The organism is Fructobacillus durionis (assembly GCF_900112405.1).
GTDB classification, from domain to species: domain Bacteria; phylum Bacillota; class Bacilli; order Lactobacillales; family Lactobacillaceae; genus Fructobacillus; species Fructobacillus durionis.
This window is the reverse complement of sequence record NZ_FOLI01000002.1, coordinates 1-25,580: the sequence shown is the minus strand read 5'-3', so window position 1 is coordinate 25,580 and position 25,580 is coordinate 1. Positions and strand designations below refer to the sequence as shown.

General features: G+C 43.1%; 28 protein-coding genes, 3 rRNA genes and 1 other annotated feature. Of the genes, 3 read left to right on the top strand and 28 right to left on the bottom strand.

All coding sequences use genetic code 11. The features are described 5' to 3' along the window. Positions 1-2: 2 nt before the first annotated feature. From galU to miaA, 23 genes are all read right to left on the bottom strand, one after another. The gene (gene galU, locus BMZ93_RS02735; protein ID WP_091501992.1) at positions 3-875 is read right to left on the bottom strand and encodes a UTP--glucose-1-phosphate uridylyltransferase GalU; all 873 of its coding nucleotides are present in this window, start codon (positions 873-875) and stop codon (positions 3-5) included. 69 nt (positions 876-944) lie between these two features. Beyond that, entirely contained in the window at positions 945-1,955 is a 1,011-nt protein-coding gene (locus tag BMZ93_RS02730; RefSeq protein ID WP_091501990.1) for an NAD(P)H-dependent glycerol-3-phosphate dehydrogenase, read from the bottom strand. Next, complete coding sequence (gene hprK / locus BMZ93_RS02725) at positions 1,948-2,913, bottom strand: HPr(Ser) kinase/phosphatase (protein ID WP_091501989.1); 966 nt, start codon at positions 2,911-2,913, stop codon at positions 1,948-1,950. The genes BMZ93_RS02730 and hprK overlap by 8 nt, the downstream gene beginning before the upstream one ends. A gap of 1 nt (position 2,914) precedes the next feature. Continuing rightward, positions 2,915-3,271 carry a phage holin family protein gene (locus BMZ93_RS02720; RefSeq protein WP_091501987.1) on the bottom strand — a complete coding sequence of 119 codons (357 nt, stop codon included), beginning with the start codon at positions 3,269-3,271 and terminating at the stop codon, positions 2,915-2,917. Between the two features lie 108 nt (positions 3,272-3,379). Next, positions 3,380-4,054 (bottom strand): phosphate signaling complex protein PhoU, encoded by a 675-nt coding sequence (gene phoU, locus BMZ93_RS02715; RefSeq protein WP_091501985.1) that lies wholly within the window; start codon positions 4,052-4,054, stop codon positions 3,380-3,382. A gap of 48 nt (positions 4,055-4,102) precedes the next feature. After that, positions 4,103-4,870, bottom strand: coding sequence for a phosphate ABC transporter ATP-binding protein PstB (gene pstB / locus BMZ93_RS02710; protein ID WP_091501983.1), 768 nt, complete (start codon positions 4,868-4,870; stop codon positions 4,103-4,105). After that, entirely contained in the window at positions 4,867-5,631 is a 765-nt protein-coding gene (pstB, locus tag BMZ93_RS02705) for a phosphate ABC transporter ATP-binding protein PstB (RefSeq protein WP_382419390.1), read from the bottom strand. The genes pstB (BMZ93_RS02710) and pstB (BMZ93_RS02705) overlap by 4 nt, the downstream gene beginning before the upstream one ends. 85 nt (positions 5,632-5,716) lie before the next feature. Further along, positions 5,717-6,601, bottom strand: a complete 885-nt coding sequence (pstA, locus tag BMZ93_RS02700) for a phosphate ABC transporter permease PstA (RefSeq protein ID WP_091501980.1) — start codon at positions 6,599-6,601, stop codon at positions 5,717-5,719. Then, entirely contained in the window at positions 6,601-7,524 is a 924-nt protein-coding gene (pstC, locus tag BMZ93_RS02695) for a phosphate ABC transporter permease subunit PstC (protein WP_091501978.1), read from the bottom strand. Before pstC ends, pstA begins: the two co-directional genes overlap by 1 nt. A 17-nt stretch (positions 7,525-7,541) precedes the next feature. Further along, positions 7,542-8,423, bottom strand: a complete 882-nt coding sequence (locus tag BMZ93_RS02690; RefSeq protein WP_091501976.1) for a phosphate ABC transporter substrate-binding protein PstS family protein — start codon at positions 8,421-8,423, stop codon at positions 7,542-7,544. A gap of 169 nt (positions 8,424-8,592) precedes the next feature. Further along, positions 8,593-9,708, bottom strand: coding sequence for a recombinase RecA (recA, locus tag BMZ93_RS02685; RefSeq protein WP_091501974.1), 1,116 nt, complete (start codon positions 9,706-9,708; stop codon positions 8,593-8,595). 127 nt (positions 9,709-9,835) lie between these two features. Further along, positions 9,836-10,411, bottom strand: coding sequence for a CDP-diacylglycerol--glycerol-3-phosphate 3-phosphatidyltransferase (pgsA, locus tag BMZ93_RS02680; RefSeq protein WP_091501972.1), 576 nt, complete (start codon positions 10,409-10,411; stop codon positions 9,836-9,838). Between the two features lie 11 nt (positions 10,412-10,422). Further along, a complete protein-coding gene (locus BMZ93_RS02675; protein ID WP_091501970.1) occupies positions 10,423-11,274 on the bottom strand; it encodes a helix-turn-helix domain-containing protein in 852 nt (283 codons plus the stop codon). Next, entirely contained in the window at positions 11,274-12,527 is a 1,254-nt protein-coding gene (yfmH, locus tag BMZ93_RS02670; RefSeq protein ID WP_091501968.1) for an EF-P 5-aminopentanol modification-associated protein YfmH, read from the bottom strand. Before yfmH ends, BMZ93_RS02675 begins: the two co-directional genes overlap by 1 nt. Continuing rightward, the gene (locus BMZ93_RS02665; protein WP_091501967.1) at positions 12,524-13,819 is read right to left on the bottom strand and encodes a M16 family metallopeptidase; all 1,296 of its coding nucleotides are present in this window, start codon (positions 13,817-13,819) and stop codon (positions 12,524-12,526) included. The genes yfmH and BMZ93_RS02665 overlap by 4 nt, the downstream gene beginning before the upstream one ends. A gap of 62 nt (positions 13,820-13,881) precedes the next feature. Continuing rightward, positions 13,882-14,745, bottom strand: a complete 864-nt coding sequence (locus tag BMZ93_RS02660; protein WP_091501965.1) for an amino acid ABC transporter substrate-binding protein — start codon at positions 14,743-14,745, stop codon at positions 13,882-13,884. After that, positions 14,742-15,380, bottom strand: a complete 639-nt coding sequence (locus BMZ93_RS02655) for an amino acid ABC transporter ATP-binding protein (protein WP_091501963.1) — start codon at positions 15,378-15,380, stop codon at positions 14,742-14,744. The genes BMZ93_RS02660 and BMZ93_RS02655 overlap by 4 nt, the downstream gene beginning before the upstream one ends. A 2-nt stretch (positions 15,381-15,382) precedes the next feature. Beyond that, positions 15,383-16,024 carry an amino acid ABC transporter permease gene (locus BMZ93_RS02650; RefSeq protein WP_091501962.1) on the bottom strand — a complete coding sequence of 214 codons (642 nt, stop codon included), beginning with the start codon at positions 16,022-16,024 and terminating at the stop codon, positions 15,383-15,385. Positions 16,025-16,071: 47 nt separating this feature from the next. Continuing rightward, positions 16,072-16,300 (bottom strand) — a binding site (T-box leader). A gap of 38 nt (positions 16,301-16,338) precedes the next feature. Continuing rightward, complete coding sequence (gene mreD / locus BMZ93_RS02645) at positions 16,339-16,863, bottom strand: rod shape-determining protein MreD (RefSeq protein ID WP_091501960.1); 525 nt, start codon at positions 16,861-16,863, stop codon at positions 16,339-16,341. Then, positions 16,864-17,718 carry a rod shape-determining protein MreC gene (mreC, locus tag BMZ93_RS02640; RefSeq protein ID WP_091501958.1) on the bottom strand — a complete coding sequence of 285 codons (855 nt, stop codon included), beginning with the start codon at positions 17,716-17,718 and terminating at the stop codon, positions 16,864-16,866. It abuts the gene before it with no gap. Between the two features lie 66 nt (positions 17,719-17,784). Beyond that, entirely contained in the window at positions 17,785-18,792 is a 1,008-nt protein-coding gene (locus BMZ93_RS02635; RefSeq protein ID WP_091501956.1) for a rod shape-determining protein, read from the bottom strand. 96 nt (positions 18,793-18,888) lie between these two features. Beyond that, complete coding sequence (locus tag BMZ93_RS06625; protein ID WP_200769363.1) at positions 18,889-19,062, bottom strand: hypothetical protein; 174 nt, start codon at positions 19,060-19,062, stop codon at positions 18,889-18,891. Between the two features lie 4 nt (positions 19,063-19,066). Beyond that, positions 19,067-19,969: a tRNA (adenosine(37)-N6)-dimethylallyltransferase MiaA gene (gene miaA, locus BMZ93_RS02630; RefSeq protein ID WP_091501955.1), complete on the bottom strand. Its 903-nt coding sequence runs from the start codon at positions 19,967-19,969 to the stop codon at positions 19,067-19,069. Positions 19,970-20,053: 84 nt separating this feature from the next. Here miaA and BMZ93_RS02625 point away from each other — a divergent pair, with 84 nt between their 5' ends. After that, positions 20,054-20,239, top strand: coding sequence for a DUF3042 family protein (locus BMZ93_RS02625; RefSeq protein WP_091501953.1), 186 nt, complete (start codon positions 20,054-20,056; stop codon positions 20,237-20,239). Between the two features lie 49 nt (positions 20,240-20,288). Here BMZ93_RS02625 and BMZ93_RS02620 read toward each other — a convergent pair whose 3' ends face one another. The 3 genes from BMZ93_RS02620 to rrf (BMZ93_RS02610) form a co-directional block, all read right to left on the bottom strand. Next, positions 20,289-20,690: a rhodanese-like domain-containing protein gene (locus tag BMZ93_RS02620; protein WP_159427780.1), complete on the bottom strand. Its 402-nt coding sequence runs from the start codon at positions 20,688-20,690 to the stop codon at positions 20,289-20,291. Between the two features lie 63 nt (positions 20,691-20,753). Further along, a complete protein-coding gene (locus BMZ93_RS02615; protein ID WP_091501950.1) occupies positions 20,754-21,464 on the bottom strand; it encodes an adaptor protein MecA in 711 nt (236 codons plus the stop codon). Between the two features lie 123 nt (positions 21,465-21,587). Beyond that, positions 21,588-21,704: ribosomal RNA gene (gene rrf / locus BMZ93_RS02610) — 5S ribosomal RNA — on the bottom strand. Between the two features lie 234 nt (positions 21,705-21,938). On the opposite strand from rrf (BMZ93_RS02610), the gene ppk1 reads away from it, so the two are divergent. Together ppk1 and BMZ93_RS02600 are read left to right on the top strand one after the other, a co-directional pair. Further along, positions 21,939-24,017, top strand: a complete 2,079-nt coding sequence (ppk1, locus tag BMZ93_RS02605) for a polyphosphate kinase 1 (RefSeq protein WP_091501948.1) — start codon at positions 21,939-21,941, stop codon at positions 24,015-24,017. Positions 24,018-24,032: 15 nt separating this feature from the next. Continuing rightward, complete coding sequence (locus BMZ93_RS02600; protein WP_091501946.1) at positions 24,033-25,010, top strand: Ppx/GppA family phosphatase; 978 nt, start codon at positions 24,033-24,035, stop codon at positions 25,008-25,010. A 235-nt stretch (positions 25,011-25,245) separates the two neighbouring features. Here the strand turns inward: BMZ93_RS02600 and rrf (BMZ93_RS02595) are convergent. Continuing rightward, positions 25,246-25,362, bottom strand: a 5S ribosomal RNA gene (rrf, locus tag BMZ93_RS02595). Between the two features lie 76 nt (positions 25,363-25,438). Then, positions 25,439-25,580: ribosomal RNA gene (locus BMZ93_RS02590) — 23S ribosomal RNA — on the bottom strand; the annotation flags it as partial.

Genomic DNA, 25,580 nt, shown 5'->3' with positions numbered 1-25,580 from the left:
AATTAGAGCTTTGCAGCCAATTCCTTAATATAAGCACGCAACTCGTCTTTCACTTGTGGGTGCTTCAAACCAAAGGTAATGTTTGTTTCAAGGAAGCCAATCTTTGAACCGATGTCATAACGGTCACCAGTAAACTTGTGAGCGTAAACATGTTGACGGTTGTTCAATGTATCAATTGCATCCGTCAATTGGATTTCGCCACCCTTACCAGGCTTTGTCTTTTCCAATTCTTCGAAGATTTCAGGGGTCAACAAGTAACGACCGATGATTGCCAAGTCTGATGGTGCTTCTTCTGGCTTTGGCTTTTCAACAAAGGACTTCACACGGTAAAGACCATCCTTCACCTTAGCGGCTGGATCAATCACACCGTATTCAGATACTTGTTCGTGTGGCACTTCCATAACAGCCAAAGTCGATTCACCAGTTTCGTGGTAACGGTCAATCAATTGCTTTGTCAATGGCACTTCATCTTGCATCAAGTCATCGCCCAAGAGAACAACGAATGGTTCGTCGCCAATGAAGTCCTTGGCAGTCAAGATAGCGTCACCCAATCCCTTAGGATGTGATTGACGAATGAAGTACATGTTGATATCAGTTGTTTCTTCAACCAATTCCAACAATTCCAACTTATTCTTTTCACGCAAGTTGTTTTCCAACTCAGGATTTGAATCGAAGTGATCTTCGATGGAACGCTTTGACTTTCCATCGACAACAACGATATCTTCAATTCCAGAAGCAATCGCTTCACGAACGATATATTCAATCGTTGGTGTATCAACGATTGGCAACATTTCCTTTGCCAAAGCCTTTGTTGCTGGCAAAAAACGTGTTCCCAAACCGGCCGCTGGGATAATAGCTTTACGTACAGGTTTCATTGTATCCTACTTTCTTTTCGGAGATAGTAATCTACCACCGTATTCTTTTTTATTATACCAAAAAAATCGCTAATCTTCAGCCTTTAAAGGTCGAGTCATTAAATCAGTAATTCCTTGGTCAATCGTCTTACCTTCATAAATCACTTGATAAAGTGTCCGAGTAATTGGCAATTCCAAGTTAAATTCCTTTTCAAAGTCAACCACGGCCTTGATGGTATTCACACCCTCAATAACCATCCCCATCTCTTCTTCTACCTGAGATAGAGGCTTACCAGAAGCCAAGGCAACACCGGCACGGTAATTACGGGAGTTAGGTGACATCCCCGTCACAATCAAATCCCCAATACCAGCTAAACCTAAGAAGGTTTCGGGCTGTGCGCCAAGGGCTTGCCCAACACGGCGAATTTCAACCAAGCCACGCGTTAGCAAGGCGGCTTGCGCGTTAGCGCCATAGCCTTTTCCAATTAGCATTCCAGAACCAATGGCAATGATATTCTTCAAGGCGCCCCCGAGTTCGGAACCAATTAGGTCAGAGTTCGTATAGGGACGGAAGTCCTTATTAGCAAGCGCCTGCTGTAAAGCCTTGGCTGCAGTCGCATCATCAGAACCAATTGAGATGGCCGTTAGGTCACCCTTCACAACGTCTTCCGCGTGGGATGGCCCTGAGATAACAGCGAGGCCCGTATAATCCTTAGCAGGCACTTCTTCTGCAATCATTTGTGAAATGCGCAAGTGTGTCCCCTGCTCCAAGCCCTTAGCTGCATGGGCCAGAATCACTTGTTGGTCAAGTTCTGCCAGTACCTCGGCTAATTGCTTAGCTACCATTCGGATGGCCTTCGTTGGAACAACGAACAAGACGATGGCGGCACCATCAACTGCGACCTTCATATCATCGGTCGCAAGTAACTTTTGATCAAGAGCCGCTCCTGGTAGGTAACGTTCGTTACGGTGACTGTCATTAATCTCTGCAGCCTGTTCTGCCTTATGGGACCAGATAACAACTTCGTTACCATTTTTAGCCATCGTATTGGCTAAAGCTGTTCCCCAAGAACCAGCTCCAAGTACAGCAACTTTAGTCATGTTTCTTTTCCTCTGCGTCTTCCTTCTCGTTAGCCGAAATTGCCTTATCCATCCGCTGTTCGAGAGTCTTTAGGGCGTCATAGCCCATGTTTTGTGTACGGAACTTAACAGCCGCCGCATCAATTACTGAGGCCGTGTTTCGGCCTGGCGTAACGGGTACGACCATCTTTTTTATTTTGACACCCAGGATTTCTAGGGTCTCATCTTCATTTCCAAGACGGTCAAAATTTTCTTCACCAATCTTTCCGTTTGAAAGGTGAATGTTCAATCGAACGGATGCATGGGAACGAACAGACACCGCTCCATAAACCTGCTGAACATCAATGATTCCAACACCACGGACTTCCATCAAATTTTGTAACACTTCTGAAGGTTGACCAATCAAACGTTGCTCATCTTCTTGGTGAATATCAACTCGGTCATCAGCAACCAAACGAGCCTTCCCTTGCTGAATCAATTCCAAGGCCGATTCAGTCTTTCCAATACCGGCATCCCCAGTAATCAAAACACCTAATCCGTGGACATCAATCAAAACACCGTGTACAGATTGACGGGGAGTTAACTCGCCCCCCAGGTAATAGGTCATGTTCGACAAGATTTGTGATGAAGTCAAATGAGTCGTCAGAATTGGAATGTGTGCTTCATCGGCAGCCTGCTTCAATTCATCCGCAATTGGCAGGTTCGTTGAAACAACGAAGGCAGGTGTCTGTGCATCGGCCATCTTACGGTAAACCATTAATAGTTCATCGTGTGACATACGCTTTGAGAAAGAAGTTTCAGTAATACCAAGTAGCTGAACACGCTCTGGAGCATAATACGTGAAGTATCCCGTCATCTCTAATCCAGGACGTGAAATGTCAGCCGTCGTGATTGGCCGATTTAAATATTCAGTACCAGATACGATGTTTAGCCGAGTGTTATCAACCAGCTCTTTAACAGTTACAGTTTTGTCTGCCATGTCATTGTCTCCTAATCTGAATATGTGTTGGGTTCATAAAAATTACGTTAGCAATGGTGAGGAATAGAGCAACGAGGAAAGCCCACCAGAAGCTTTCGAAATGAAAGCCCGGAACAAACCAAGCGGTTAATTCCAACATCATTGCGTTAATAATCAACGAAAACGCACCTAGGCTAATAATTAATAACGGTAAGGATAAAATCATTAACAGAGGTTTTACTAATTGGTTTAAAGCAGCTAACACAAGGGCTGCTATGGCAGCCGCCGTCATATTTGCTAGGATAAATCCACTTGGAAAAATTAAGGCACAGGCCAGGAATACGGCCATGTTAATGGCCGCTTGCATAATAAAACGCATAGGCTCTCCTTTGATTATTGTACTAGCTCTATTATAGCAAAATCTAAGTATAGCTTAAATTAAAACACAGAAAAAAGCCCTAAAATAGGGCTTTTCTCGGACTTTTTATTAAATAAAGTAGTTGTAACCAGGGTTCAATTCGATAATCTTACCCGTTCGCTTATAAACGATCCATTCAGCAATATCGGTTGTATAATCACCGATTCGCTTAATGTATCCAGCAATCACCAAGTAATCCGCAGCTGAGTCAACGAGTTCAGGATCTTCTTTCATTCCCTTCACGGATTCAGTACGAACCTTAGCGGCCGCGTTTGACAACTGGTGGTTCTTAGACGCAATTGCTTCGGCCCCTAAGGCGTCATTCTTAACGTAGTAAGACATAACTTCAGAAACCATACCTGAAACCAATTCACCCATTTCACCCAGTTGCTTTTCAACTGGCTTCATGTGCTTTGTTCCCTTCACACGGATGGTTGACGTTGCCACGTTACGTGCCTGGTCACCCATTCGTTCAAGAACAGAAACCGCCTTCAAGATGGTCACAATTTCACGCAAGTCAGTTGTCACTGGCTGGTAAAGAGCAATCATTTCAAAGGTCTTCTTTTCCAAAGCCGCTTCACGTTCATTGATCTTGTAATCGTTATCAATGATTTTACGAGCGCCTTCACGGTCGTGCTTAATAAAGGACTGCACAGCCGCTTGAATTGTTTTGGCAACCAATTCACCCATTTCAGTAAAGGATGAGTCCAAATCTGCTAATTCATCATCAAATAGTCGACGCATGGCAATGTTCCTTTCAAATTAAATAGCCAATGTAAAGCAAGTCAATCATTATCCAAAACGACCAGAAATATAATCTGCCGTTTCCTGCTTCTTAGGGTTAATGAAAATCTTTCGTGTATCCCCAACTTCAACTAGGTCACCATTCATGAAGAAGGCGGTCCGGTCAGAAATACGAGATGCCTGTGACAAAGAATGCGTCACGATAATCATGGCGTACTTATCACGTAGTTCAAGCAAAGTATCTTCAATGTTGTGAGCAGATACTGGATCCAAAGCGGACGTTGGTTCATCCAACAAAAGTAGCTTTGGCTGAGTAGCAAGTACACGCGCAATTGAAACACGTTGCTGCTGTCCACCAGACAAGCCCAAGGCGGACTTTCCTAAAACATCCTTCACTTCATCCCAGATGGAAGCAGCCTTCAAAGATTCTTCGACAGCCTTATCCAAAACGGCCTTATCCTTCACGCCTGAGAGGCGCAAACCGAAGGCAACGTTATCATAGATTGAGAATGGAAATGGATTGGGCTGTTGGAAAACCATTCCAATTTGCTTACGCAATTCAACAGTATCCATTGTTGGCGCGTAGATATCCTGTCCCATGAAGTTAAAGGAACCAGTAACCGTCACGTTATCTTCCAAATCGTGCATGCGATTCAAGGCACGCAAGTAGGTTGACTTACCAGAACCGGAAGGGCCGATTAAAGCCGTAATCCCCTTCTTAGGAAAGTCGAGGTCGATTCCGTGTAAGGCTTCCTTTTTCCCGTACCAGAGCTTCACGTTACTTGTTTCTAAGATTGTTTCATTTTCTTTTGTCATCCAAAATTACCTGAAATATAATCGTCGGTCAACTTGACCTTTGGTCGTGTGAAAATCTTACGAGTCAAGTCATATTCAATGACTTTTCCCTGGTGGAAGAAGGCGGTGTAATCAGAGATACGAGCCGCTTGCTGCATATTGTGCGTCACAATGATGATAGTGTAATACTGCTTCAATTCCATCAAAGTCTCTTCGAACTTCGCTGATGAAATTGGGTCCAGTGCAGATGATGGCTCATCGAGCAACAAAATATCAGGCTTCAAAGCCAAGGCACGAGCAATCACAAGACGCTGTGCTTGACCACCAGACAGTGCCAAGGCAGACTTGTTCAATTCGTCTTTCACCTGGTCCCACAAAGCAGCTTGCTTTAGTGTCGTTTCAACGATCTCGTCCAACTCTTCCTTGCTGTACTTACCACGACGGGTCAAAGCGAAGGTAATGTTGTCGTAAATAGACTTGGCAAATGGATTAGGACGTTGGAAAACCATCCCAATGTGGCGCCGCATCTCGTAGACATCGATGTCCTTTGAGTTGATGTCCAAACCACGGTACATGATTTTCCCAGTAACGTTGGCCACACCATCGTTCATTCGGTTTAAGGAACGGAGGAAGGTTGACTTACCAGAACCGGACGCCCCAATCAATGAGGTAATCTTATAACGTTCAAATGATAAGTCCCCTTCGGAAAGGGCCAACTTATCACCGTATCGAACTTGAAGGTCCTCAGTCGACAAAGCGATTTCATGACGATCGCTATCCATTTGGTAAACAAAGCGTTCAGGACGCGTGTCCGAAATAAACTCTGAAACTGGTTTTAATTCTTGCTGTTTATGTGTCATGTTAACCTCACGAATTCGTTAACTTCTTGTACAGTAAAGTACCAAGACGACGTGCAGAGAAGTTGAACAAGAGTACAACGATAATCAAGACCGCTGAAGCCCCTGCAGATACCGCTGACAAATCAGGCATGATTCCTTCAGAGTTAATCTTCCAGATGTGCACGGCCAACGTTTCAGCAGGACGGAATGGTGAAAGAGGAGAAGCCAAGTTAAATGGGTTCCAATCACCAAAATCCAAAGTTGGCGCAGACTGTCCAGCAGTGTAAATCAAGGCGGCCGCTTCACCAAATACTCGACCGGCTGAAATAACAACACCAGTCACAATGGACGGCACTGCCGCTGGCAAAATAATGTGAATAACCGTTTCAAAACGAGACAATCCCAAAGCCGCACCAGCTTCACGCTGCAAGTTTGGTATCTGACTCAATGACGTTTCAATTGAACGAGTCAAAATTGGTAAGTTAAAGATTGTTAAGGCAATCGCCCCTGACAAGATTGAGAAGCCAAAGTGGAACTTCACAACAAAAATCAAGAAACCGAAAAGGCCAACAACAACTGAAGGCAATGAAGACATCACTTCAATGGCCGTTCGAATAATTGAGATAAATAGACTTGGCTTAGCGTATTCATTCAAATACATCGCCGCTCCCAAAGCAATTGGGAAGGAAATCAACATGGCCAAAATCAACAGGTAAAAGGAATTAAATAGTTGAATTCCAATTCCACCACCAGCTTCAAAAGAGCGGGCGGCCCCTGTTAAGAAATGCCAGGACAAGTGTGGCAAACCACGAGCGAGAATAAAGGCTAGCATGGCAACCAGGACGAGGGCAACGGAGGCAGCGATTGCGTAAATCACACCTGTTGCGACTTTATCGGCAGTCTTTGCGTTCATTATTTCATCGCTCCTTTATTTCCAATAAAACGAATCAAAATGTTAAAGAGTAGTGACATTAACAAAAGAATCATCGCTAGTGACCAGAGAACATTGTTTTGCAATGATCCCATGACCGTGTTACCAATTCCCATGGTCAACACGGACGTCAAAGTCGCAGCGGGTGAAACTAGTGAATCAGGCATGTTGGCCGCGTTACCGATAACCATCTGCACGGCCAAAGCTTCACCGAAGGCGCGGGCCATTCCAAAGACAATGGCCGTTAAAATACCTGGCGTTGCTGCACGAAGAACCACCTTGTAAATCATTTGCCAGCGAGTTGCCCCAATGGCCAAAGCTGATTCACGATAGTGACGTGGCACACCCTTCAAGGTATCGACTGTCATTGAAGTAACCGTTGGTAGAATCATAACGAAAAGAACAACAGTTCCGGAAAGAATTCCTAATCCAGTACCACCGAAAACACTTCGGACAGCTGGTACAACAACTGTTAAGCCAATAACACCGTAAACAACGGATGGAATACCAACAAGCAATTCAATAACGGGCTGCATAATCTTAGCCCCGCGCTTTTCAGCAATTTCGGTCATGAAGACGGCCGTTCCAATTGCAAATGGCGTGGCAATGATAGCAGCTAGGAAGGTAACGGCCAGTGAACCAGTAATTAGTGGCAAAGCACCAACGTCTGGTTTACCAGTCGCTTTATTGACAACACTGGGGTTCCAGTGAGTGCCAAATAAGAACTCTGAAACAGAGACTTTATCGCTTGTAAAAGTCGCCATTCCACGTGTAATCACAAAGCCAAAGATCAAGACCACGATTGCGGCAATCAAAATCAAGGCTGAAATTGAGATAGCTTTTCCAAATCGATCTTGTTTCGTCGACAAGGAAGTTTTTTTAATTTTTTCAGTAATTAAATCCATTATTCAGTCTACCCCTTTTATTTCCGGGTAATTCGACCGTTTAAGTCACGATCAATTTGCATGTTATGCATTGAAATGTAACCCAACTTTTTAACATACTTCTTCTGGAAATCCGCTGAGTTCATGTACTCCAAGAACTTTGCCGTATCACCAGTTGGCTTACCCTTGGTATAAATGTGCTCGTAAGACCAAATTGGGTAAGTACCGTTTTCAACGTTAGTATCATTTGGAGTTACCCCGTTTACGCTAACTGTCGTCACATCGTTCGACTTATAGGCGAAGGCTACGTAAGAAATGGCACCAGGCGTACTCTGAACAATGGACTTCACCATTCCAGAAGAATCTTGTTCCTGTGCTTCCTTTGAAGTCTTGCCACCCATTGCCCACTTTTCAAAGGCGGCACGGGTTCCCGAACCAGCAGCACGGTTAACAAGAACAATCTTCTGATCATTACCACCAACTTGTTTCCAGTTGGTAATCTTACCAGTAAAGATGTCCGTCAACTGACTAAGGGTCAGGTTGTTAACACCAACGTTTTTATTAACGATTGGCATAATTCCAACAACGGCGACTCGGTGATCGACAATTTTCTTACTGTCAATCCCCTTCTTTTCTTCAGCATAAAGGTCTGAGTTTCCAAGAGAAACCGCTCCTTGTGCAATTTGCGACAACCCAGTTCCAGAACCACCACCTTGAACCGTAACAGAAACACCTGGGTGTGTTTTCTGAAAGTCTTCACCGGCAGCTTCAACCAATGGCTGAAGTGCCGTTGAACCAACGGCAGTGATTGGTGCATTGTTTCCATTCTTATCTCGTGTTTGATAAGCAAATACGAGTAAAGCTCCAATGAAAACGACGACAAGGGTCGTTATGATCGACCCGCGATGCGATCTTTGCATGAGCGCTATTTTCCCCCACTGTGTGCAAAAGATAAACTAACAACAGAAAAAATGTTCCTGAAAATATTTCGATTGTTACGCAAACACGAAACAAAATACTAAGGAACAAGCACATTATAACAAAAAAAAGCGTACCGGACGCTTTTTGAAATTAATTTAATATTAACTTTTAAATAATTGGTTCATCGGTCAGTTGATCATCATCTGCCGGCTTAGCCTTATCAGCTGCGTTTTCATCCGTACCTTCTTCAGCAGGTTGCTCATCACCAATACCGTAGGCATTACGAACTTGACGATACAAATCTTCACGGAGTTCAGCGTGTTCTGGATCATCGAGGTATTCCTTGGCACGTTCACGTCCCTGACCAATTCGCTCGCCCTGGTAAGCATACCAAGAACCAGCCTTATCAATAATGTCTTGGTCAACGGCAAGGTCCAGGATTTCACCAGTTTGTGAAATTCCCTTTCCATACATGATGTCGACTTCAGCAACCTTAAATGGAGGCGCTACCTTGTTCTTAACCACCTTTACCTTGGTTAAGTTACCCATGACATCGGAACCGTCCTTAATTTGGGTGGAACGACGAACTTCCAAACGGATAGTTGAGTAAAACTTCAAGGCACGACCACCTGGTGTTGTTTCAGGGTTACCAAACATGACCCCAACCTTTTCACGAATCTGGTTAATGAAAATGGCAATGGTTCCGGTACGGTTCAACGTTCCAGCTAGCTTACGCAAAGCTTGGGACATCAAACGGGCCTGCAAACCAACGTGGGCATCGCCCATCTCCCCTTCAATTTCCACACGGGGAACAAGGGCCGCAACAGAGTCGACAACAACCATATCCACCGCACCGGACTGAACCAAGGCATCGGCAATTTCCAATCCTTGTTCACCGGTATCAGGCTGTGAAAGAAGCAATTCATCCTTCTTAACACCCAAGGCTTCTGCATACTTCACGTCCAATGCGTTTTCAGCATCGATATAAGCAGCAGTACCACCGGCCTTTTGAATTTCAGCAACAGCGTGTAATGCAATCGTTGTCTTTCCTGATGATTCAGGACCATAAACTTCAACGATTCGTCCCTTTGGATAGCCACCAACACCAAGAGCCACATCCAACTTAACAGAGCCAGAAGGCGACGTTTCGATTTGCGTTGTTTGGTTATCACCAAGGGTCATAATTGATCCCTTACCAAAGTTCTTTTCAATTTTCTTAAGTGCTTCGTTTAAGGCAGCTTGGCGGCCGTCCTTCTTATTATCACTCGTTTTCTTTGCAACCATTTTGAAAACTCCTTATTGTCTATCAACTAGTTTACGGATAATCTTTCTAAAATGCAAGACTTTTTCGAACATTTGTTCGTATCTTTTCCGCCTTCATTTCATTAAACGAAAAAAGCGCTTAATGCGCTTATAGTCCGTCAGCAAAAACCGAGCGGTTCTGCCAGAAATAATCAATTCCTGAATAAATTGTAAAGAACACGGCGATGTACAAGAGAACTTCCCCAATTGGGAATCCCATACCTGCAAATGGCCAATCCTTCAAATAGAGGAAGAAGATGGCAAACATTTGGGAGAAGGTCTTAATCTTACCTGGCCATGCTGCTGCCAAAACAGTGCCGTTGTTTTCAACAACCAATGTTCGCAGCCCAGTAACAGCTAGTTCTCGAACAACGATTACCGTTGTTACCCAGGCAGGGATTTGTAAGAAGGCCGTAAGGTAAATCAAGGCCGTCATCACCAATAGTTTATCAGCCAATGGATCAAAGAACTTTCCAAAGTTTGTAACCAAATGCTTACGACGAGCAATTTGACCATCTAAGAAATCAGTTAATGAAGCAACCGCAAAGACAATCGCTGCAATCACCCAATTTAAATTAGGCTCTGTCATAAAGATTGACTCATCCTGTCCTGGCCATGAAAGAATAATCATAAAGACAGGAATTAAGATAATTCGAAATACGGTTAATTTGTTAGGTAAATTCATCAAGCAGCCCCTTACTTACTAAAGTTCATTAATACGTTCCAAACTGTGGCACCAGTTGGCAAGTTTGGCACATCAACATGCGTATTATTCAAAGTCAAAGTCAAGTGGCTAATTTGTCCCGCAGTAATGGTAATTGATGCCGTATTAGCTGGCAGATCAATGTTTTCTTCCGCATCCTTTGTGACAGTCTTGTTGAAGAGTACCTTACCGGTTCCATCCGTCACCTTCAAAGTCGTATCTCCGTTTTGACCCTTGGCCACCAACTTATGTGATTGCGTCAAGGCGTTGGCAACGTTGTAGGTTGTCTTACGGTTTGCTGTATCCGTCTGTGGGTTCTCCAACTTCAACGTATTTGCTGAAGAAGAGGAAACAACAGAAGATGACTGTGGAACTGAAGATGAGGCCACTTGAACTGTATCGTTTGTTGAGCTACCGTTTCCACCACCCATTCGAGTAATGACAAACCAGACAACACCAAGAATGGCAATCACGATAATCAATAGCCAAATCTTAGGAATCCACCCACGAAAGCGTGACTTCATGCTTTCATTCGAACTTGTTCCAGCACGAACAACCCCATCGTCATCACGATGAGCATAGGAGAGATCTGATGACACATAAGGATCAAATTCAACCTCTTCAAATAAGTCGTCAGGGTTTAATCCAACGGCCTTTGCAAACTTCTTTGCAAAAGCACGCGTGTAAAAAGGACTAGGAAGAACATCTGTATCGTCTTCTTCAATCGCCTTCAAAAACTTTGGCTGAATCTTAGTGATTTCTGCCAGTTGTTCAAAGGAGTACCCCTTCGCCTCACGGGCTTCTTTCAATTCTTGCCTTACTTCACTCGTTAAATTTTCAACCATTATCTCGACTTCTTTACAATAAATCGGGTCAGCGGACCCTGTTCCAAAGCGACTTGGCAATACGCCAGCAGGTCACTTTGCTTGAACTGTGTTATTAGTTTCATTTTATCAAAGAGTGAATAACCGTACAAGAGAAAATCTTCATCTAAACCCTGTCTGGACAAGCGGTCTTGGCTTTGAATACTCTCACCAATTAAGCCCTTTTGTAACAACCGAAGGTCATCACCCGACCGTGCCATAACTTCTTCTATTTTTTCCAGTCGCTCACGAATCAATTTTTCCTGTTTATCCAGCTCTTCGCCTGCAGCAAAGAAGGTCATGTAGGCATAAGAATCGACAATCGTCACCTCATAGTCAAAGTCATCCCCAATTATCCCGGCTTGATAACAGTCCTGGTACCAGTCGCTTTGTTCACCAAGCACGATATCTAATACCATTTCAGCTAGTTGAACCTGTTCAACGGTCGACATTCCAGGTACTCGATGAAGCTTCTTCAAGAGTCCCATCCGGGGCAAAGAGACCGCCATCTCTTTTTGCCCACTCCCATTTGAACGAGCGTTAATCGGGCCTACTGGAAGTCCTTCTTGACGCAAGGCTGGCTCGACTTTTACTTCTTCTTGGATGTTTTCCACCCACTGGCGAACCGTATCAAAGTCGAAATCCCCCACCAACGTTAAAACTAAATTTCTCGGTTGGTAAAAGGATCGGTGCACCCGGTACAGTAGTTCCGGTGTTATTTCCTGCAAGGATTCAGCCGTTCCAGCAATGTCTTCTGCCAGGGCGGTCTTGGGATAGGCTGTTGTTAAAAGCCCTTGGTACAAGACAGTAAAAGGATCATCCTGATAGCTAGCAATCTCCTCTTCAATAATCCCCCGCTCTCGCTCCACACTTGCTTCAGTGAAGTAAGGCTCCTGAACAAAGTGCATTAAAATGGATAAGCTTTCTTGAATATTTTGATAGGCCGAAAAATAGTAAGCCGTTAACCCGTTGGACGTAAAAGCGTTGCCATCGGCTCCCACGTTTGCTAATTGAACTAAAGCATCGCCATCTTTTTTATCAAAGAGTTTGTGCTCTAAAAAGTGAGCAGTCCCGGCTGGTATCTTTTCAAGCTCTCCCTTTTCATTAATAAAATGGTCACTTAAGGAACCAAATTTAGCCGCTAAGGAAACAACACTTTGTTTGTAGCCTTTCTTTTGGACTAGGTTGACCTCGAGTCCGTCTTTTGTATGAAAAACTCTAATCGAATCCGTCATCGGCCTTCCTCCTCTTCCTTTTGTTCATCTCTTTGACCAGCAAGAACTAAGCTTGCTTTTTCAATCATCTTCTTTGCCAAAGTCGACACAGCATCCAATGAAATCTCTTCCACCGCCTTCAACAAATCAGACGAAGAAATCGACTCTTCCGCTAGCATCTTTAATAGGCCTTCGACCACTTGTCCCTGAGCATGGTCCTCCAGTCGAATTCTATCGGACAAGACGGCCTGCTTCGCCTGAGAAAAGCGCTCCAGCCCAACAGACTTTTCTTGGATTTTAGCTAGCTGCTCTTCTACCAGAGCCTTTATCCGTTCTGCCTGTTCTGGCTGGCACTCCGCCAATACAGTGATTAGGTTGAGGTCAACCTGCAGTCGAGAGGAAATGTTATAAGCTAAGGATTCTTTCTCTCGAACTTCCGTGAAGAGCAGTGAAGAAGGGCCCGCCCCGAACAGCGCGTTTAAGACAAGGGTTGCTGCGATATCATCCTTTTTAACAGGCAATTGATAGTTCATAATTGTTACCGCCTGTTGGAAACCAGCCACCTTAATTTTTTCCGAATTCTTCGCTTTCAAACGCGGCACCTTAGCAAAACGAGGGGGCAATTCTGAGCTATCCTTCATCGGCCAAGAACGTAAGGCCGCCCTTACTTCGTCTTCCTGGATGGCCCCATGCGTGAATAACAATCTTTCATCGGAATTCAACATCTCGGTGTATGCTTCTTCCAACTCCGGAATACCGACTGCTTCAATCTCCGACACATCCCCAAGGATGGATTCCTGCAGCGCCTCATCTTCAAAGAGCCGAACACGTGATTCATCAAGGGCCTGGGCGACTTTATCATCCTGCCGGGACAAGATAGCTTGAATCAAGTTTTGCTTTTCAATAGATAGCAACGCAGGGTTTTCCTCTAAGGCTTTGAAATCGAGTCCAAAGGCCATCGAACGCAGAAATTCAAATACTCGAGTTAACACTTTTTGGCCAGCGAGCCCCAGATTCTTCAGACACTCCTCCTTGACGAAGGTGACGGAAAAGAGAATTAGGTTCATATCCCCGTAGGCAAGCACTTTCACAGAGTAGGAAGCGCCGTACAGCTCCATCAGCTCTTTCGATACCACCTGCTGATTCGGATACGTTGTGGATGAAACCGCCATCAAATATGAAAGCAAAGCTCGCGCACTTGTCGCATGCTTTCGGGCAGGCTGTGCAAAAGCCAACATCATCACATTACTATTAAACTGCTGGCTATGAACCTGTTTGACACGGTATCCCATGAATTCATCCGTCTTCATCATTTTTCACCTGTTTCTGCTAAAAAAGTCGCTGCCGGGATTCCAGCGCGCGACCTTTTTATCTTTTATTTGCTTGAAAGATTACTACTTGTTTGACCAAACCACTTCAATTCTAGTTCGTTAATGTAACCAGACTTTTCAAGTTTAGCAAGCTGTTCATTAACAGCCTTCTTAAGCTTTGTGTCACCCTTTCGGAAGGCAACAACGTCGTCTGCCACCGTAAAGCCACCGGTCATAATTTGGTAGTCATCTGGATTGGCTTGATGCTTAATGTAATAGCGGGCATAGTCTTCATCGACCAATAGCCCGGTAATACGGTTGGCATTCAAATCGGTAAAGGCCTTGTCAAAGGTATCATAACCGACCGCCTTATTTCCAGAAACATACTTTTTCAAAACGGATGGTTCATTGTTGAAGGCTGTTTCGCCAGAAGAACCGGTTTGAAGCCCAAGGACCTTTCCCTTCATTTCTGAGAAGGAGCGAACACCCGAGCTCTTCTTAACAACCAATGCCAGGCGGGCGCGGTGATAAGTAGATGAAAAGGCTACTTGCTTAGCACGTTCTGGCGTCTTCGTGTAACCGTTCCAAAGGGCGTCGATGTTTCCGGTATTCAATTCCGTCTCTTTCATCGACCAGTCAATTGGCTGCCAGTTCACCTTAATTCCAAGATTTGAGAAGACTTTTTCGGCCAAATCAACGTCAAAACCAACAATTTTTCCTGAGCTATCGCGGAAGCCCATTGGCACAAAGGTATCATCAAGCCCAATGGTAATCGACTTTTTTTCCTTAATCTCAGACCACTTGTCTTCTCGGGCAACACCCGTTTCAGAACCTGGCTGTGCGATAACAAAAATCATCCAGCCAACTAAGGCAAAAAAGACCAGTGAAACAATTGAATTAACAATTATTTTTTTCTTCATCGAAATCATTTCTGAACCTCTTTTTCAAAGTCGAAGGTTTCATCGGCGACTTTATCAGCAAAAGGCAAATCGTGGGTAACCACTAATTGACTAACACCCTCTTTTTTCAAAGCAAGCATGATGTCAACAACTTGTTCCGTGGCCTTTTCATCCAAACCAGAAGTTGGTTCGTCATAGGCGATCACTTGTGGATCCATCGCCAAAGCACGGGCGATTCCGACACGTTGCTTCTGACCACCTGAAAGCTGGTATGGATAAAGGTCAGCCTGTTCAGTCAACCCTAACTTAGCTAACAAATCATCTGTTTTCTTATCAGCCTCTACACGACTAACTTTTTTCACATTCATGGGCGCCAGATTAATGTTCTCACGTACCGTTAAGTGTGGAAAAAGATTGAAGTCCTGGAAAATCAAACCAATTTGAGAAGTCATGGCAGGATCTGAAACGGCATAGCTTTCTCCATCCACGACGACTTGACCAGACTGCGCTTCTTCCAAACCAGTTAAGGTCTTAATCAATGTTGTTTTTCCAATTCCTGAAGGCCCAAGAATGGCTAAGATTTCGCCATCTTTTAATGTCATGGACAAATCTTTAAAAATAACTTTATCGCCATACTGCTTTGATAAGTCTTTGATTTCAATCATAATTACCTCCAAACATTCAGGCGCTTTTCACTGCGACGCAGAATAATTGTCACAATGGCCGTCATCAGCAAGTACAAGACACCAACAATCAAATATGGGACAAGGGTGACGTCACGGGAGGCTGCAATTTGTCCAGCACGCAAGATATCGCCCAATCCAATAACGTAAATCAAGGAAGTATCCTTAACCAAGTTCACCACTTCGTTTCCAAAGGATGGCACAACAATCTTAATCACCTGAGGAAGAACGATTTTGAAGAAAGTCTGTGACTTTGATAGTCCTAAGACTTTTGCAGCGTCAAACTGTCCTTGGGGAATGGACTGCAACCCACCACGGAAAATTTCAGCCAGGTAAGCACCATAGTTAATAATAAAAGCAAAAGCAGCTGATTCAAAACGAGTAAAAGGTACACCGACCATTGCCAACCCGTAGTAAATAAAAATCAACTGTAAAAGCAGTGGCGTGCCACGCATAATCCAGATGTAGCCATTCACCAACCAACGGATGGTGAAGTATGGTGACTTCATCCCCAGTGAAGCAAGAACTCCCAAGGGAATAGAACCAATAATTGTAATAAAGAAAACACCAAGCGTCATCTGTAACCCAGATAAAATTCCGGGTAAGAAAGTCAACATATTTTCCATCTCATTCTCCTACTTTAAAGCATATAAAAAGCCCTCTAAGCAATTGCTTAGAGGGCGTATAGACGCGGTCCCACCTCATAATTGCCTACCTATTACTAGATAAGCCTCAAAACGTTCGTTGAACGTTCGTGCGTAACGGGCACAACCGATGTTAGCTACTATACTGTTCACTAACACACTCCTAGGTGTGTTTCGTTATTAAGTCTTGCTTACTCTCAATCACCGTAAGCTTCCTAAAAAGAACTTAATAACTACTCGCCTAATCCACGATTTAACTTGCTTAATTATAACGAGGTCGAGAACACTTTGCAAGTTTAAACAATTCGCTGCAACAACGACCATGCTGGATAGTAGAAAATCGCAGCGACCACCAAATTTAAGAATACCGTTGGTAACAAAAGGTAAACGAAGAAAGACAAAATTGACAAATTAGCAGAACCAATTAGATAACCGGATAAGAAAGTCACAATCAAATAGACAACCTGTCCAATCAAGAGTAATAGCAATCCAGACATCATCTTTTCATCAAAGAATGGACGGATTTTTTCCATCACCAAGGTGCCCAACAAAAAGGCAATCGTATAGGTTCCTAAGATACCGGTATAAAAAATATCAAATAGTACACCGAAAATGACAACGTAAACGTAGTATGGCAAAGACTTGTACGCTCCAAACTGAATGGCGTAAAAGAGCCAAGTAAAGGTCAACATTGGGATGGTGTGGAAAGGCTCTTTCATTAAGAATCCCAAGGAAGCAGCCAAATTACCGTCTACTAGAAATAGAACCAAGAGAATTAATGGAAAAATAAATTGAAAACGTATAAATTGCCAGCCTGCCATTTAGGACTCCATACTACTTTTTGCAACTAGGACTGTTGAAATCTTTGAAAGATCAGACGAAGGTTCAATGTAAATCTTCTTTGATAATCCATAAGAATCCGTTGTCACTTCAGAGATTTTTCCAACCAACAAACCAGAAGGAACACGTCCTCCCAATCCAGAAGTAACCACCGTATCACCCTTATTCACATTCGCTGTGTTTGACACAGAACCCATAACAAGCATCTTCTTATCCGCATCATAGTCTGTGATGATACCATTCGTATCACCAGCAGAGCCCTTAACGGTGATGGCAATCTGGTTGGTATCTTCCGTAGTGTTTGAAATTAAAGTAACCTTTGAGTTAACCGTGTTTACTTCGGAAACCAGGCCGATAATTCCTGAATCACCGAGAACGGGCATCCCCTTCTTAATTCCAGACTTAGCACCCTTATCGATAACCAACTGTGAGTTCCAAGTGGTTGGTGAACGGGAAATCGTCACAGCTGAAATGGTTTCATAATCAGTTAGAGTCTTTTTCAAATCAAGCTGTTTCTTCAATGATTGATTCTCTTCTTCAACTGTTTGTAACTTCACCTTGTTTTCTGCATAACCATCCAGCTTTGACTTCAAAGCCTTGTTTTCAGAAAAAGTATTTAATAAGTTCGCCAAAGAATTTGCTCGGTTACCAACAGCATTCGTTGGAATTGAGATAATTTTGGCAGCCCCTCCAGTAAGATCATTCACTGCTCGCTGGAAGAAAGGTGGATTATTCGTTCTTTTTGCCCACCAGTTAGAACCGACAATTAAGCCGACTACAACTAGGAACCCCAGCATCAATAAGACAACAGTCTTAGATGAAAAGATTTTACGCATGCTCTGATTCTCCTCTGCGCTTATAAATAAAAGCGTAGCGCAAGCGCTACGCTTTCTTTAAAAACATTAGTTTCGGCGCAAGACTTCAAGTGACTTCAATGATTCACCGACACCCTTAACAACGGCATCCATTGGGTCCTCTGCAACGTGTACAGAAACCTTAGTAACACCTTCGATAATTTCAGGCAAGCCCTTCAATTGAGCACCGCCACCGGTCAAAACCATTCCGTGGTCGATGACATCGGCTGCAATTTCAGGTTGTGTTGATTCCAAAGTTTCACGAATTGCATTCACAATTTCGTTAATTGGATCTTGGATAGCCTGTGCAATGTCGATGGCAGGAACTTCAACAGTCTTTGGAAGACCAGTCAACAAGTCACGTCCACGTGCCGTACATGCAGGCAATGTCTTTGCTTCTTCAAGTGAAACAGTTCCCACTTCAATCTTCAAGCGTTCAGCAGTTGATTCACCAATTGCCAGGTTGTTGTTGTTACGAACATAAGAGATGATGGCTTCGTTCAACTTATCACCGGCAAAACGGGTTGAACGTGCAGAAACAATTCCACCAAGTGAAATTGTGGCAACGTCCGTTGTTCCACCACCAAAGTCAACAACCATTGAACCAGTAGGTTCCATAACTGGCAAACCAGCTCCAATAGCGGCTGCAAATGGTTCGTCTAATACGTAAGCATCGCGAGCACCAGCCACACGGGCTGCATCGATAACCGCACGACGTTCAACAGCAGTAATCTTTGCTGGAACACCCAAGGTAACGAAAGGCTTCCCAACACGGCCACCAAGTGCCTTCTTCATGTAATATGAAATCATTGCAACAGTCGTGTCGTAGTCAGCAATAACACCGTCGCGCATTGGACGGATTGCTGCAATTGATGCAGGTGTACGGCCAAGCATATCACGGGCCTCTTCACCAACTGCGATAATTTCATTGGTCTCAGTATTACGTGCTACAACTGAAGGTTCACGGAGTACGATTCCCTTACCTTCAACGTATACATAAGTGTTGCTGGTTCCTAAATCGATACCGATATTATGTTGTCCAAATGATAATGCCACAATCTTGCCTCTCAATTAGGGCCAAGCCGATAGCTGGCCATTTTTAATTTTACTTTACTTGCTAATATTGTAGCACAAAAGACTGCTAGGAACACCCTATTTTGCGCGAACGTAAGTGACTTTTCCAGCACGGTGAGCAATGCCTCGAACAGTGTTTTGATAGGGAAATGCCGACCAGGCCTTTTGAAAGGCAGGAAAGTTTTCGGGTTCAATTTCAATTTCCTCAATGTTACCGTCTTTTAAATCCAATAATGCTTTTTCGTAATCCATTTGATCACTCCTTGTTTAATAAAAAGTCATGAACGCGTGCGCTTGCTTTGGCCTCACGATTGTCACCAGCAATCCACTCAAGGCCCTCAATCTGATGGCGCCAATACGTTAATTGACGTTTGGCATACCTTCTCGAGTCCTGTTGAATATCTTCAATCACCTGTTCGAGGGTCAGATTGCCATCGAAGTAAGGATAAAATTCCTTATAACCAATTCCCCGTCCGGCTTGTACGTTTAATCCCCCAGCGTTATAGAGCAACCGGGCTTCCTGCTCCAAACCCTTTTCAACCATATTGTAGACTCGTTGATTAATTCGTTCGTAAAGAACCTCTCTGGGCCAATCAATTGCTAAGACAAGGCTATCATATTCAGGACGGACTTTAACAGCATCTTTACTTCCGTGTCGAGCAATTTGCAGTGCTCGAATCACACGGGATTTATTATGCAAATCAACACGACTAACTAGTTCAGAATCAGCACTGTTTTTTAGCTCAGAAACCAAGTCCTTTAAATCTTTTTGCTGATCAACCGCTACCTCTGCAGCCACAGACGGTGCAAAATCTAGCTGTTGCTGCCCAAGTAAGGCCTTAATATAAAAGCCAGTACCACCAACGATAATCGGCACTTTACCACGGCCTACCACTTCCTCAATCGCTTCATCTGCATCTTCCACAAAGTCAGCCACTGAATAGTCAGCATCAAAGGGCACAATGTCGATTAAGTGTTGCGGACCTCGCTTCAACTCTTCTTTGCTAGCCTTCGCTGTACCAATGTCTAATTGCTTATATACTTGGAGAGAATCAGCAGAAATCAGTTCACCATTGTATTTTTCAGCTAAATCCATTGCAAGATCTGATTTACCAGAAGCTGTCGGTCCAGCAATCACAATAACTTTGATTTTTTTCATTTCAGTGCCTTTCATGGACTAGCCGTTTACAAATGTCATAAAATAAACGATAATAAATAAGATATAACTAAAAAGGAGATTGTTATGGCTAAGGGATTTAAGTCAGGTGTTGCAACTGGTATTCTAGGTTCAGCTATTGCTGCTGCAGCAACCGCATTTGGTTACAAGAAGGCCGTTGTTGCTCCTCAACAAAAGGCCGAAGAAGAATACGAAGAAGTTTCAAAGCAAGCTGTTCGTCGTTCAAAGGCTGCACACCAATCACGTTTCTAAAACTGATAAATAAAAAGAATCGCTCAAGGGCGATTCTTTTTTTGTGCTCTTAGCGATTTTTTCTTGCAGTGTATTGACGGAACCCACCTGCCATTAAGTAAAGGTTGGACTTGCTAAAGCCTTCCTTACGCAAGCGCTTAGCAACGCCTAAGGCGTTTGCCAATGTATCACCATAAACGAATACGGGAATATCTTGACGCAAACCAGACTTTCCTTGTGAAAAAGTCATCGCTGGCATGTTCCGCGCACCGCGCAGGTGTGAACGCTTAAAGGGTTGCTTTTCACGCACATCAATCAACTGGCCGTGCAATTCTTGCTGCTTTTCAATAAAAGCGTCAGCCTTCAATACCGTTGCTCGTTGACGGGCCAAGAACTTTGAAGTCAAGGCTGAGACAACATAGAAAAGCAAGAAGAAAACTAAAATAAGCGTAATGGTATTTAAAATTTGCATTATTCTCTCCAAAAAAGATGATAAAGCCATTATAACCGACTTTGCAGGTCAGTTGGAAAAAATCTAGGCGGAAGCAAAAATCTTATTCAATGACTGAATTGCCTTTCCTCTGAAGAGTAAGTCACCATGCTCAGATAAGAATGAATCGGATTGCTTAGCAAAACGGCCATACTCGATTAATGTTGCAAAGAAACTATTTAACTCAGATGCAGAAAGGTTCAAGAAACGGCTATCAATTGAAAGATAGTATTTGTTCTTATATTGGTAGGCTGAAGAGTTACCTTCAAAGTCATTTAAAAGTGCAACCAAGGACAGTAAGTCTTCAAAATCCTTTAACTCGACAACGTCGATACGGCCCGCTGAAGATACGGAAACTGCGTTTTCTTGTGTTTGGTCACTTTCTTGAAGCGCTTGTTTTTGCTCAAAGGACAAATCATCAATTGGTGACATGCTGTCCGAAGCTTGTTCTTGATTAGCCGCCTCATTCTCCTCACGCTGTGAAAGAGTCGAAAGTAAGGAACCAAGGGCCTCTTCGTCATCAAGACGGGAGATAAAGAGCTCTAAACCATTTTGATTTGGTAGCACCTGAAAAGAAACCTTATCATTGTCAGCAAAATCTTGATCAGTATCAAGTTCAGATAAGATATTGTAAAAGAAGCTTTCAATTTTATTCCGGTCAGATAGTAAATCGCGTACTGAAGTACCGCGGTCTTTCAAGTCGTCGTTTTCGACCATTACCCGGATGGTGTTATCGTTGATACGTTCCATTTCCATCAGATCACCTCTGTTCTACCAGAAGACTACTTGAATTTCATCTTGTATTTACTACATTTTATCCAAAATTAACTAAAAAAACAACAGTGGGCCGGTCGCCTACTGCTGCTTTCAATAACATTAGCATCGCATCGTCCTATCCTCGCAACCAGCGTTCCGGCAACTACTTTTGGCGCTAAAGAGCTTAACTTCTGTGTTCGAGATGGGAACAGGTGGTTCCTCTTTGCTATCGACACGACACCTAAATATTTATGCTTAAATTTTATCCCATTTTTTCTGATTTGTCTACTTTCTAACCCTTGTTTTATAACCATTCTAATTGTAAAATTACGTTTGTAACAACGTTCGAAATAAACGTAATAATAGGTGTATATTTCCTTTAATATTCGGAAAAAAAGCCCATTATAAAGCGAATACGTGCTATATTAATAGATATTTGAAACATTATTTAAACATATATATAAGGTATACAGAATGAACTTAGATAATCCGAAATATTTCAATAGTCGCGAGACATCCTGGGTGGATTTTGATTTCCGTGTTCTAGAAGAAGCACAAGATAAAAAAAATCCACTTTTAGAGCGCCTGCGCTTTCTTGGAATTAGTCAGGATAATCTTGATGAATTTTTCAATGTTCGTGTGGCTACCCTTCTAAAGAAGAAGAAGGAAAAAGAACCCGAAGATGCGGCGGGGCATACCCCTCATGAACAGTTAGACATGGTCTTAGCAAAAACGCAGGAGCTCATCTCTCAGCAGGGACATATACTACGTCGCATGGTTTTACCCCAGTTGAGCCGTCACCAGATTAAACTATTAATCTGGTCCAAGTTGACTGATGAACAGAAAGACTATTTTGAAGAAGTTTTCGAAGAAGATATTTTCCCGAACATCACGCCACTCAAAGTGGATGATTCGGAAACTCTTCCCTTCCTAGCAAACGACTCCATTAACTTTATCGTTCGTACACACCGTGGAGATAAGCACTCACGTGTGATTATCCCACTTCCAGAAGATATGGAACGTGTTCAGGCCATTCCTGGCGTTTCAAACCAATTTATTCTCATCGAAGATATCATTCGCCACTTCTTGAAGCGTTGTTTTCCTGGTCAGCAAGTTGATGCTTGGGCACTCTTCAAGATTACACGCTATATGGATTACGATATTAATGATCGTAATTCTAAGAAGTATAAGCAGGCCGTTGTCAAAACACTCGAAGAACGTGAACACGGCAGCGTCATTCGTTTGGAAACCACTCTGAATTCAAATCTGACTTTAATCGATTGGTTAGCAAAGTGCTACAAGTTGAAGCCAGCCTATATTTTCAAATTGGCCACTCCTTTGGAATTAACCTTTGTTAATTCAATGATTGATCAAATCGAAGGACATGCAGATTTACTCTTCAAAAAAGTCATTCCCTATGATCCTGAGGTCTTCCAAGAAACACCAATGTTTGACAACATTGATAAGAACGATCTTTTAGTCCACCATCCATATGATTCATTTAAACCAGTCCTCCGTTTCATTAACCAAGCAGCAATGGACAAAACGGTCACTGCAATTAAGATGACTCTTTACCGTGTATCGAAAAAGTCCCCAATCATCAAGTCTCTACTAGAAGCTGCTCGAAACGGCAAAGAAGTTTCCATCATGATTGAACTAAAGGCTCGATCAGATGAGGCAAATAACTTAAAGTGGGCGGATGAACTTGAAGCAGCCGGATGTAAGGTCTTGTATGGAATTCCAGGATTGAAGGTTCATTCAAAACTCTGTTTAATTACCCGTAAAGTCGCTGGAGCTAAGAAGCATTATGTTCATTTAGCAACTGGAAACTATAATGATAAAACGGCTAAGCTTTACACTGACATGGGACTCTTTACGGCCGACCAGGTAATTGGCGACGACGCAGAAAAAATATTTAATTACTTGGCTGGTAAAACACAAGAGCCAACGTTAAAGAAGTTAGTCATTTCTCCAAATAACATTCGAGACTACTTAATGGACCGAATCGACGAAGAAATTGAAAACGCCAAAGCCGGCAAGCCAAACGGTATTTTGATGAAGATGAACTCTCTATCCGATACCAAGATGATTAAGAAACTTTACGAAGCCAATGCAGCTGGGATTAAAATCACACTGATCATTCGTGGTATCTGTAATCTTCGTACTGGCATTCCAGGAATTAGTGACAAAATTACCGTTCACTCAATTGTTGGTCGACTACTTGAACATAGCCGAATCTACATTTTCGAAAACGCTGGTAAGCCAACGGTTCACCTTTCAAGTGCCGATTTGATGAAGCGCAATCTCAGCCGCCGTGTTGAAATTCTTTTCCCTGTTTTGAACAAAGTCCTTAATCGAGATGTTCGAGAGATTTTCAATGACTTTAGCAAGGACAACGTGAAAGCACGAAACCTCGAAGCAAATGACAAGTGGACACGAATTTCTCACCGTGGCATTAAATCATTCAACGTTCAAGACTACCTAGTGGAAAATCAGGTTCCAATTATGAACAAGCGATTGTTTGAAACCGGTATAATGAAAGAAGAAAATTAAAAAGGAGAATCGTACATGGAAAACTTTGCCATTATTGATTTGGGTTCCAACTCAATCCGATTAGAAGTTGATCAAATTAATGACGATGCCTCATATCAGCCCATCTTAGAAGCAAAAGAAGTTGTTCGACTATCTGAAAACATGGGTCCCGAAAACACCTTAAAACGGCCCGCCATTGATCGAACGATTGAAGCGATTGCCTCCTTTAAGAAGAAGTTTGAAAATCTACCAAACTTAAACATTAAGGCTATCTGTACAGCAGCAACAAGAAATGCAACCAACCAGGCTGAGTTCTTAGAAGAAGTCTTCGAGAAGACCGGCATTCAACTAGAGGTTATTACTGGACAGCAAGAAGCCCACTACGATTATTTAGGTGTTATTAACTCCCTACCAATCGTAAACGGTATCATTATGGATACTGGTGGTGCTAGTACCGAATTGGTTCTTATCCAAAACGGTGAAGAAATAAACGCCATCAGTATTCCACAAGGTGCTGTGACGTTGACAGAGGCACAACTGGATACTGATGTACCATCTGCTAGCCAGCTCTTCCAACTCTTCGATCATTTGAATACCATTTATAATGATATCTGGTGGTTAAACCGTGGAACAAACCTTCCACTCATCGCACTAGGTGGTTCAAACCGTACCCTAGCTAAGATTAAGCGTCGTAACGATGACACCATTAAAGACTGGGAAGATATTCATGGCTTCCACATGTCCATTCAAGAAGTGAAGTCAATCTTTATTAACATGCTTTCCTCTAATTTGGATGAACGAAAGAACATTTCGGGTCTTTCAAAGGAACGTGCTGATATCATTATTGGTGGACTTGCACCAGCAATGACCTTGATGCGCCGTTTGAATTCCGATCGCATGATTTTCTCAAAGCGCGGCGTTCGCTTTGGTATTTTGCATGAACGGTTAGCAAACATCCGCAAGGCTAACCATGCTGAGGATGACGCAGAGAAAAACGGACCACGTTTTAATTAGACAGTAAACGTCCTATAAGAGCAAAAAGACCAGGCCTAGTATAAATTGCTAGGCCTGGTCTTTTTATTATCCTTAAAATAGCTCTGAAGCACTTTAAGACAATCAAGTAGTAATAGAACGTGCCAACAGTTAATTCCTTTAAAATGATAGACACGTACGTATTGACCGCCAATTAAAACAAATGAAGACAAAAAAAGAAGAACCTAATGATTAGGTTCTTCCTTACTATGTACAGGCATCGCATCGTCCTATCCTCGCAGCCAGCGTTCCGGCAACTACTTTTGGCGCTAAAGAGCTTAACTTCTGTGTTCGAGATGGGAACAGGTGGTTCCTCTTTGCCATCGACACGACACCTTTTGAGCTTTTACACTCAAAACTAAATAATCCTTACTTCTCTTTTTCCTTAAACAAACCACTCATTTGACTCTTTGGTTAAGTCCTCGACCGATTAGTACTAGTCCGCTCCATGCCTCACAGCACTTTCACTTCTAGCCTATCTACCTCATCATCTCTGAGGGGTCTTACTCTATTAATTAGATGGGAAATCTCATCTCGAGGCGAGTTTCACAC

What these genes read in the sequence shown, in the direction of transcription:
- BMZ93_RS02620 (WP_159427780.1), bottom strand. Translation starts at nt 20,690, where the DNA reads ATGCAAATTTTAAATACCATTACGCTTATTTTAGTTTTCTTCTTGCTT.
- BMZ93_RS02720 (WP_091501987.1), bottom strand. Translation starts at nt 3,271, where the DNA reads ATGCGTTTTATTATGCAAGCGGCCATTAACATGGCCGTATTCCTGGCC.
- pstB (WP_091501983.1), bottom strand. Translation starts at nt 4,870, where the DNA reads ATGACAAAAGAAAATGAAACAATCTTAGAAACAAGTAACGTGAAGCTC.
- BMZ93_RS02730 (WP_091501990.1), bottom strand. Translation starts at nt 1,955, where the DNA reads ATGACTAAAGTTGCTGTACTTGGAGCTGGTTCTTGGGGAACAGCTTTA.
- pstB (WP_382419390.1), bottom strand. Translation starts at nt 5,631, where the DNA reads ATGGATAGCGATCGTCATGAAATCGCTTTGTCGACTGAGGACCTTCAA.
- galU (WP_091501992.1), bottom strand. Translation starts at nt 875, where the DNA reads ATGAAACCTGTACGTAAAGCTATTATCCCAGCGGCCGGTTTGGGAACA.
- BMZ93_RS02650 (WP_091501962.1), bottom strand. Translation starts at nt 16,024, where the DNA reads ATGGAAAATATGTTGACTTTCTTACCCGGAATTTTATCTGGGTTACAG.
- recA (WP_091501974.1), bottom strand. Translation starts at nt 9,708, where the DNA reads ATGGTTGCAAAGAAAACGAGTGATAATAAGAAGGACGGCCGCCAAGCT.
- mreC (WP_091501958.1), bottom strand. Translation starts at nt 17,718, where the DNA reads ATGCGTAAAATCTTTTCATCTAAGACTGTTGTCTTATTGATGCTGGGG.
- BMZ93_RS02625 (WP_091501953.1), top strand. Translation starts at nt 20,054, where the DNA reads ATGGCTAAGGGATTTAAGTCAGGTGTTGCAACTGGTATTCTAGGTTCA.
- BMZ93_RS02600 (WP_091501946.1), top strand. Translation starts at nt 24,033, where the DNA reads ATGGAAAACTTTGCCATTATTGATTTGGGTTCCAACTCAATCCGATTA.
- pstC (WP_091501978.1), bottom strand. Translation starts at nt 7,524, where the DNA reads ATGGATTTAATTACTGAAAAAATTAAAAAAACTTCCTTGTCGACGAAA.
- BMZ93_RS02660 (WP_091501965.1), bottom strand. Translation starts at nt 14,745, where the DNA reads ATGATTTCGATGAAGAAAAAAATAATTGTTAATTCAATTGTTTCACTG.
- pstA (WP_091501980.1), bottom strand. Translation starts at nt 6,601, where the DNA reads ATGAACGCAAAGACTGCCGATAAAGTCGCAACAGGTGTGATTTACGCA.
- mreD (WP_091501960.1), bottom strand. Translation starts at nt 16,863, where the DNA reads ATGGCAGGCTGGCAATTTATACGTTTTCAATTTATTTTTCCATTAATT.
- pgsA (WP_091501972.1), bottom strand. Translation starts at nt 10,411, where the DNA reads ATGAATTTACCTAACAAATTAACCGTATTTCGAATTATCTTAATTCCT.
- miaA (WP_091501955.1), bottom strand. Translation starts at nt 19,969, where the DNA reads ATGAAAAAAATCAAAGTTATTGTGATTGCTGGACCGACAGCTTCTGGT.
- BMZ93_RS02675 (WP_091501970.1), bottom strand. Translation starts at nt 11,274, where the DNA reads ATGGTTGAAAATTTAACGAGTGAAGTAAGGCAAGAATTGAAAGAAGCC.
- BMZ93_RS06625 (WP_200769363.1), bottom strand. Translation starts at nt 19,062, where the DNA reads ATGGATTACGAAAAAGCATTATTGGATTTAAAAGACGGTAACATTGAG.
- ppk1 (WP_091501948.1), top strand. Translation starts at nt 21,939, where the DNA reads ATGAACTTAGATAATCCGAAATATTTCAATAGTCGCGAGACATCCTGG.
- BMZ93_RS02690 (WP_091501976.1), bottom strand. Translation starts at nt 8,423, where the DNA reads ATGCAAAGATCGCATCGCGGGTCGATCATAACGACCCTTGTCGTCGTT.
- yfmH (WP_091501968.1), bottom strand. Translation starts at nt 12,527, where the DNA reads ATGACGGATTCGATTAGAGTTTTTCATACAAAAGACGGACTCGAGGTC.
- hprK (WP_091501989.1), bottom strand. Translation starts at nt 2,913, where the DNA reads ATGGCAGACAAAACTGTAACTGTTAAAGAGCTGGTTGATAACACTCGG.
- phoU (WP_091501985.1), bottom strand. Translation starts at nt 4,054, where the DNA reads ATGCGTCGACTATTTGATGATGAATTAGCAGATTTGGACTCATCCTTT.
- BMZ93_RS02615 (WP_091501950.1), bottom strand. Translation starts at nt 21,464, where the DNA reads ATGGAAATGGAACGTATCAACGATAACACCATCCGGGTAATGGTCGAA.
- BMZ93_RS02665 (WP_091501967.1), bottom strand. Translation starts at nt 13,819, where the DNA reads ATGATGAAGACGGATGAATTCATGGGATACCGTGTCAAACAGGTTCAT.
- BMZ93_RS02655 (WP_091501963.1), bottom strand. Translation starts at nt 15,380, where the DNA reads ATGATTGAAATCAAAGACTTATCAAAGCAGTATGGCGATAAAGTTATT.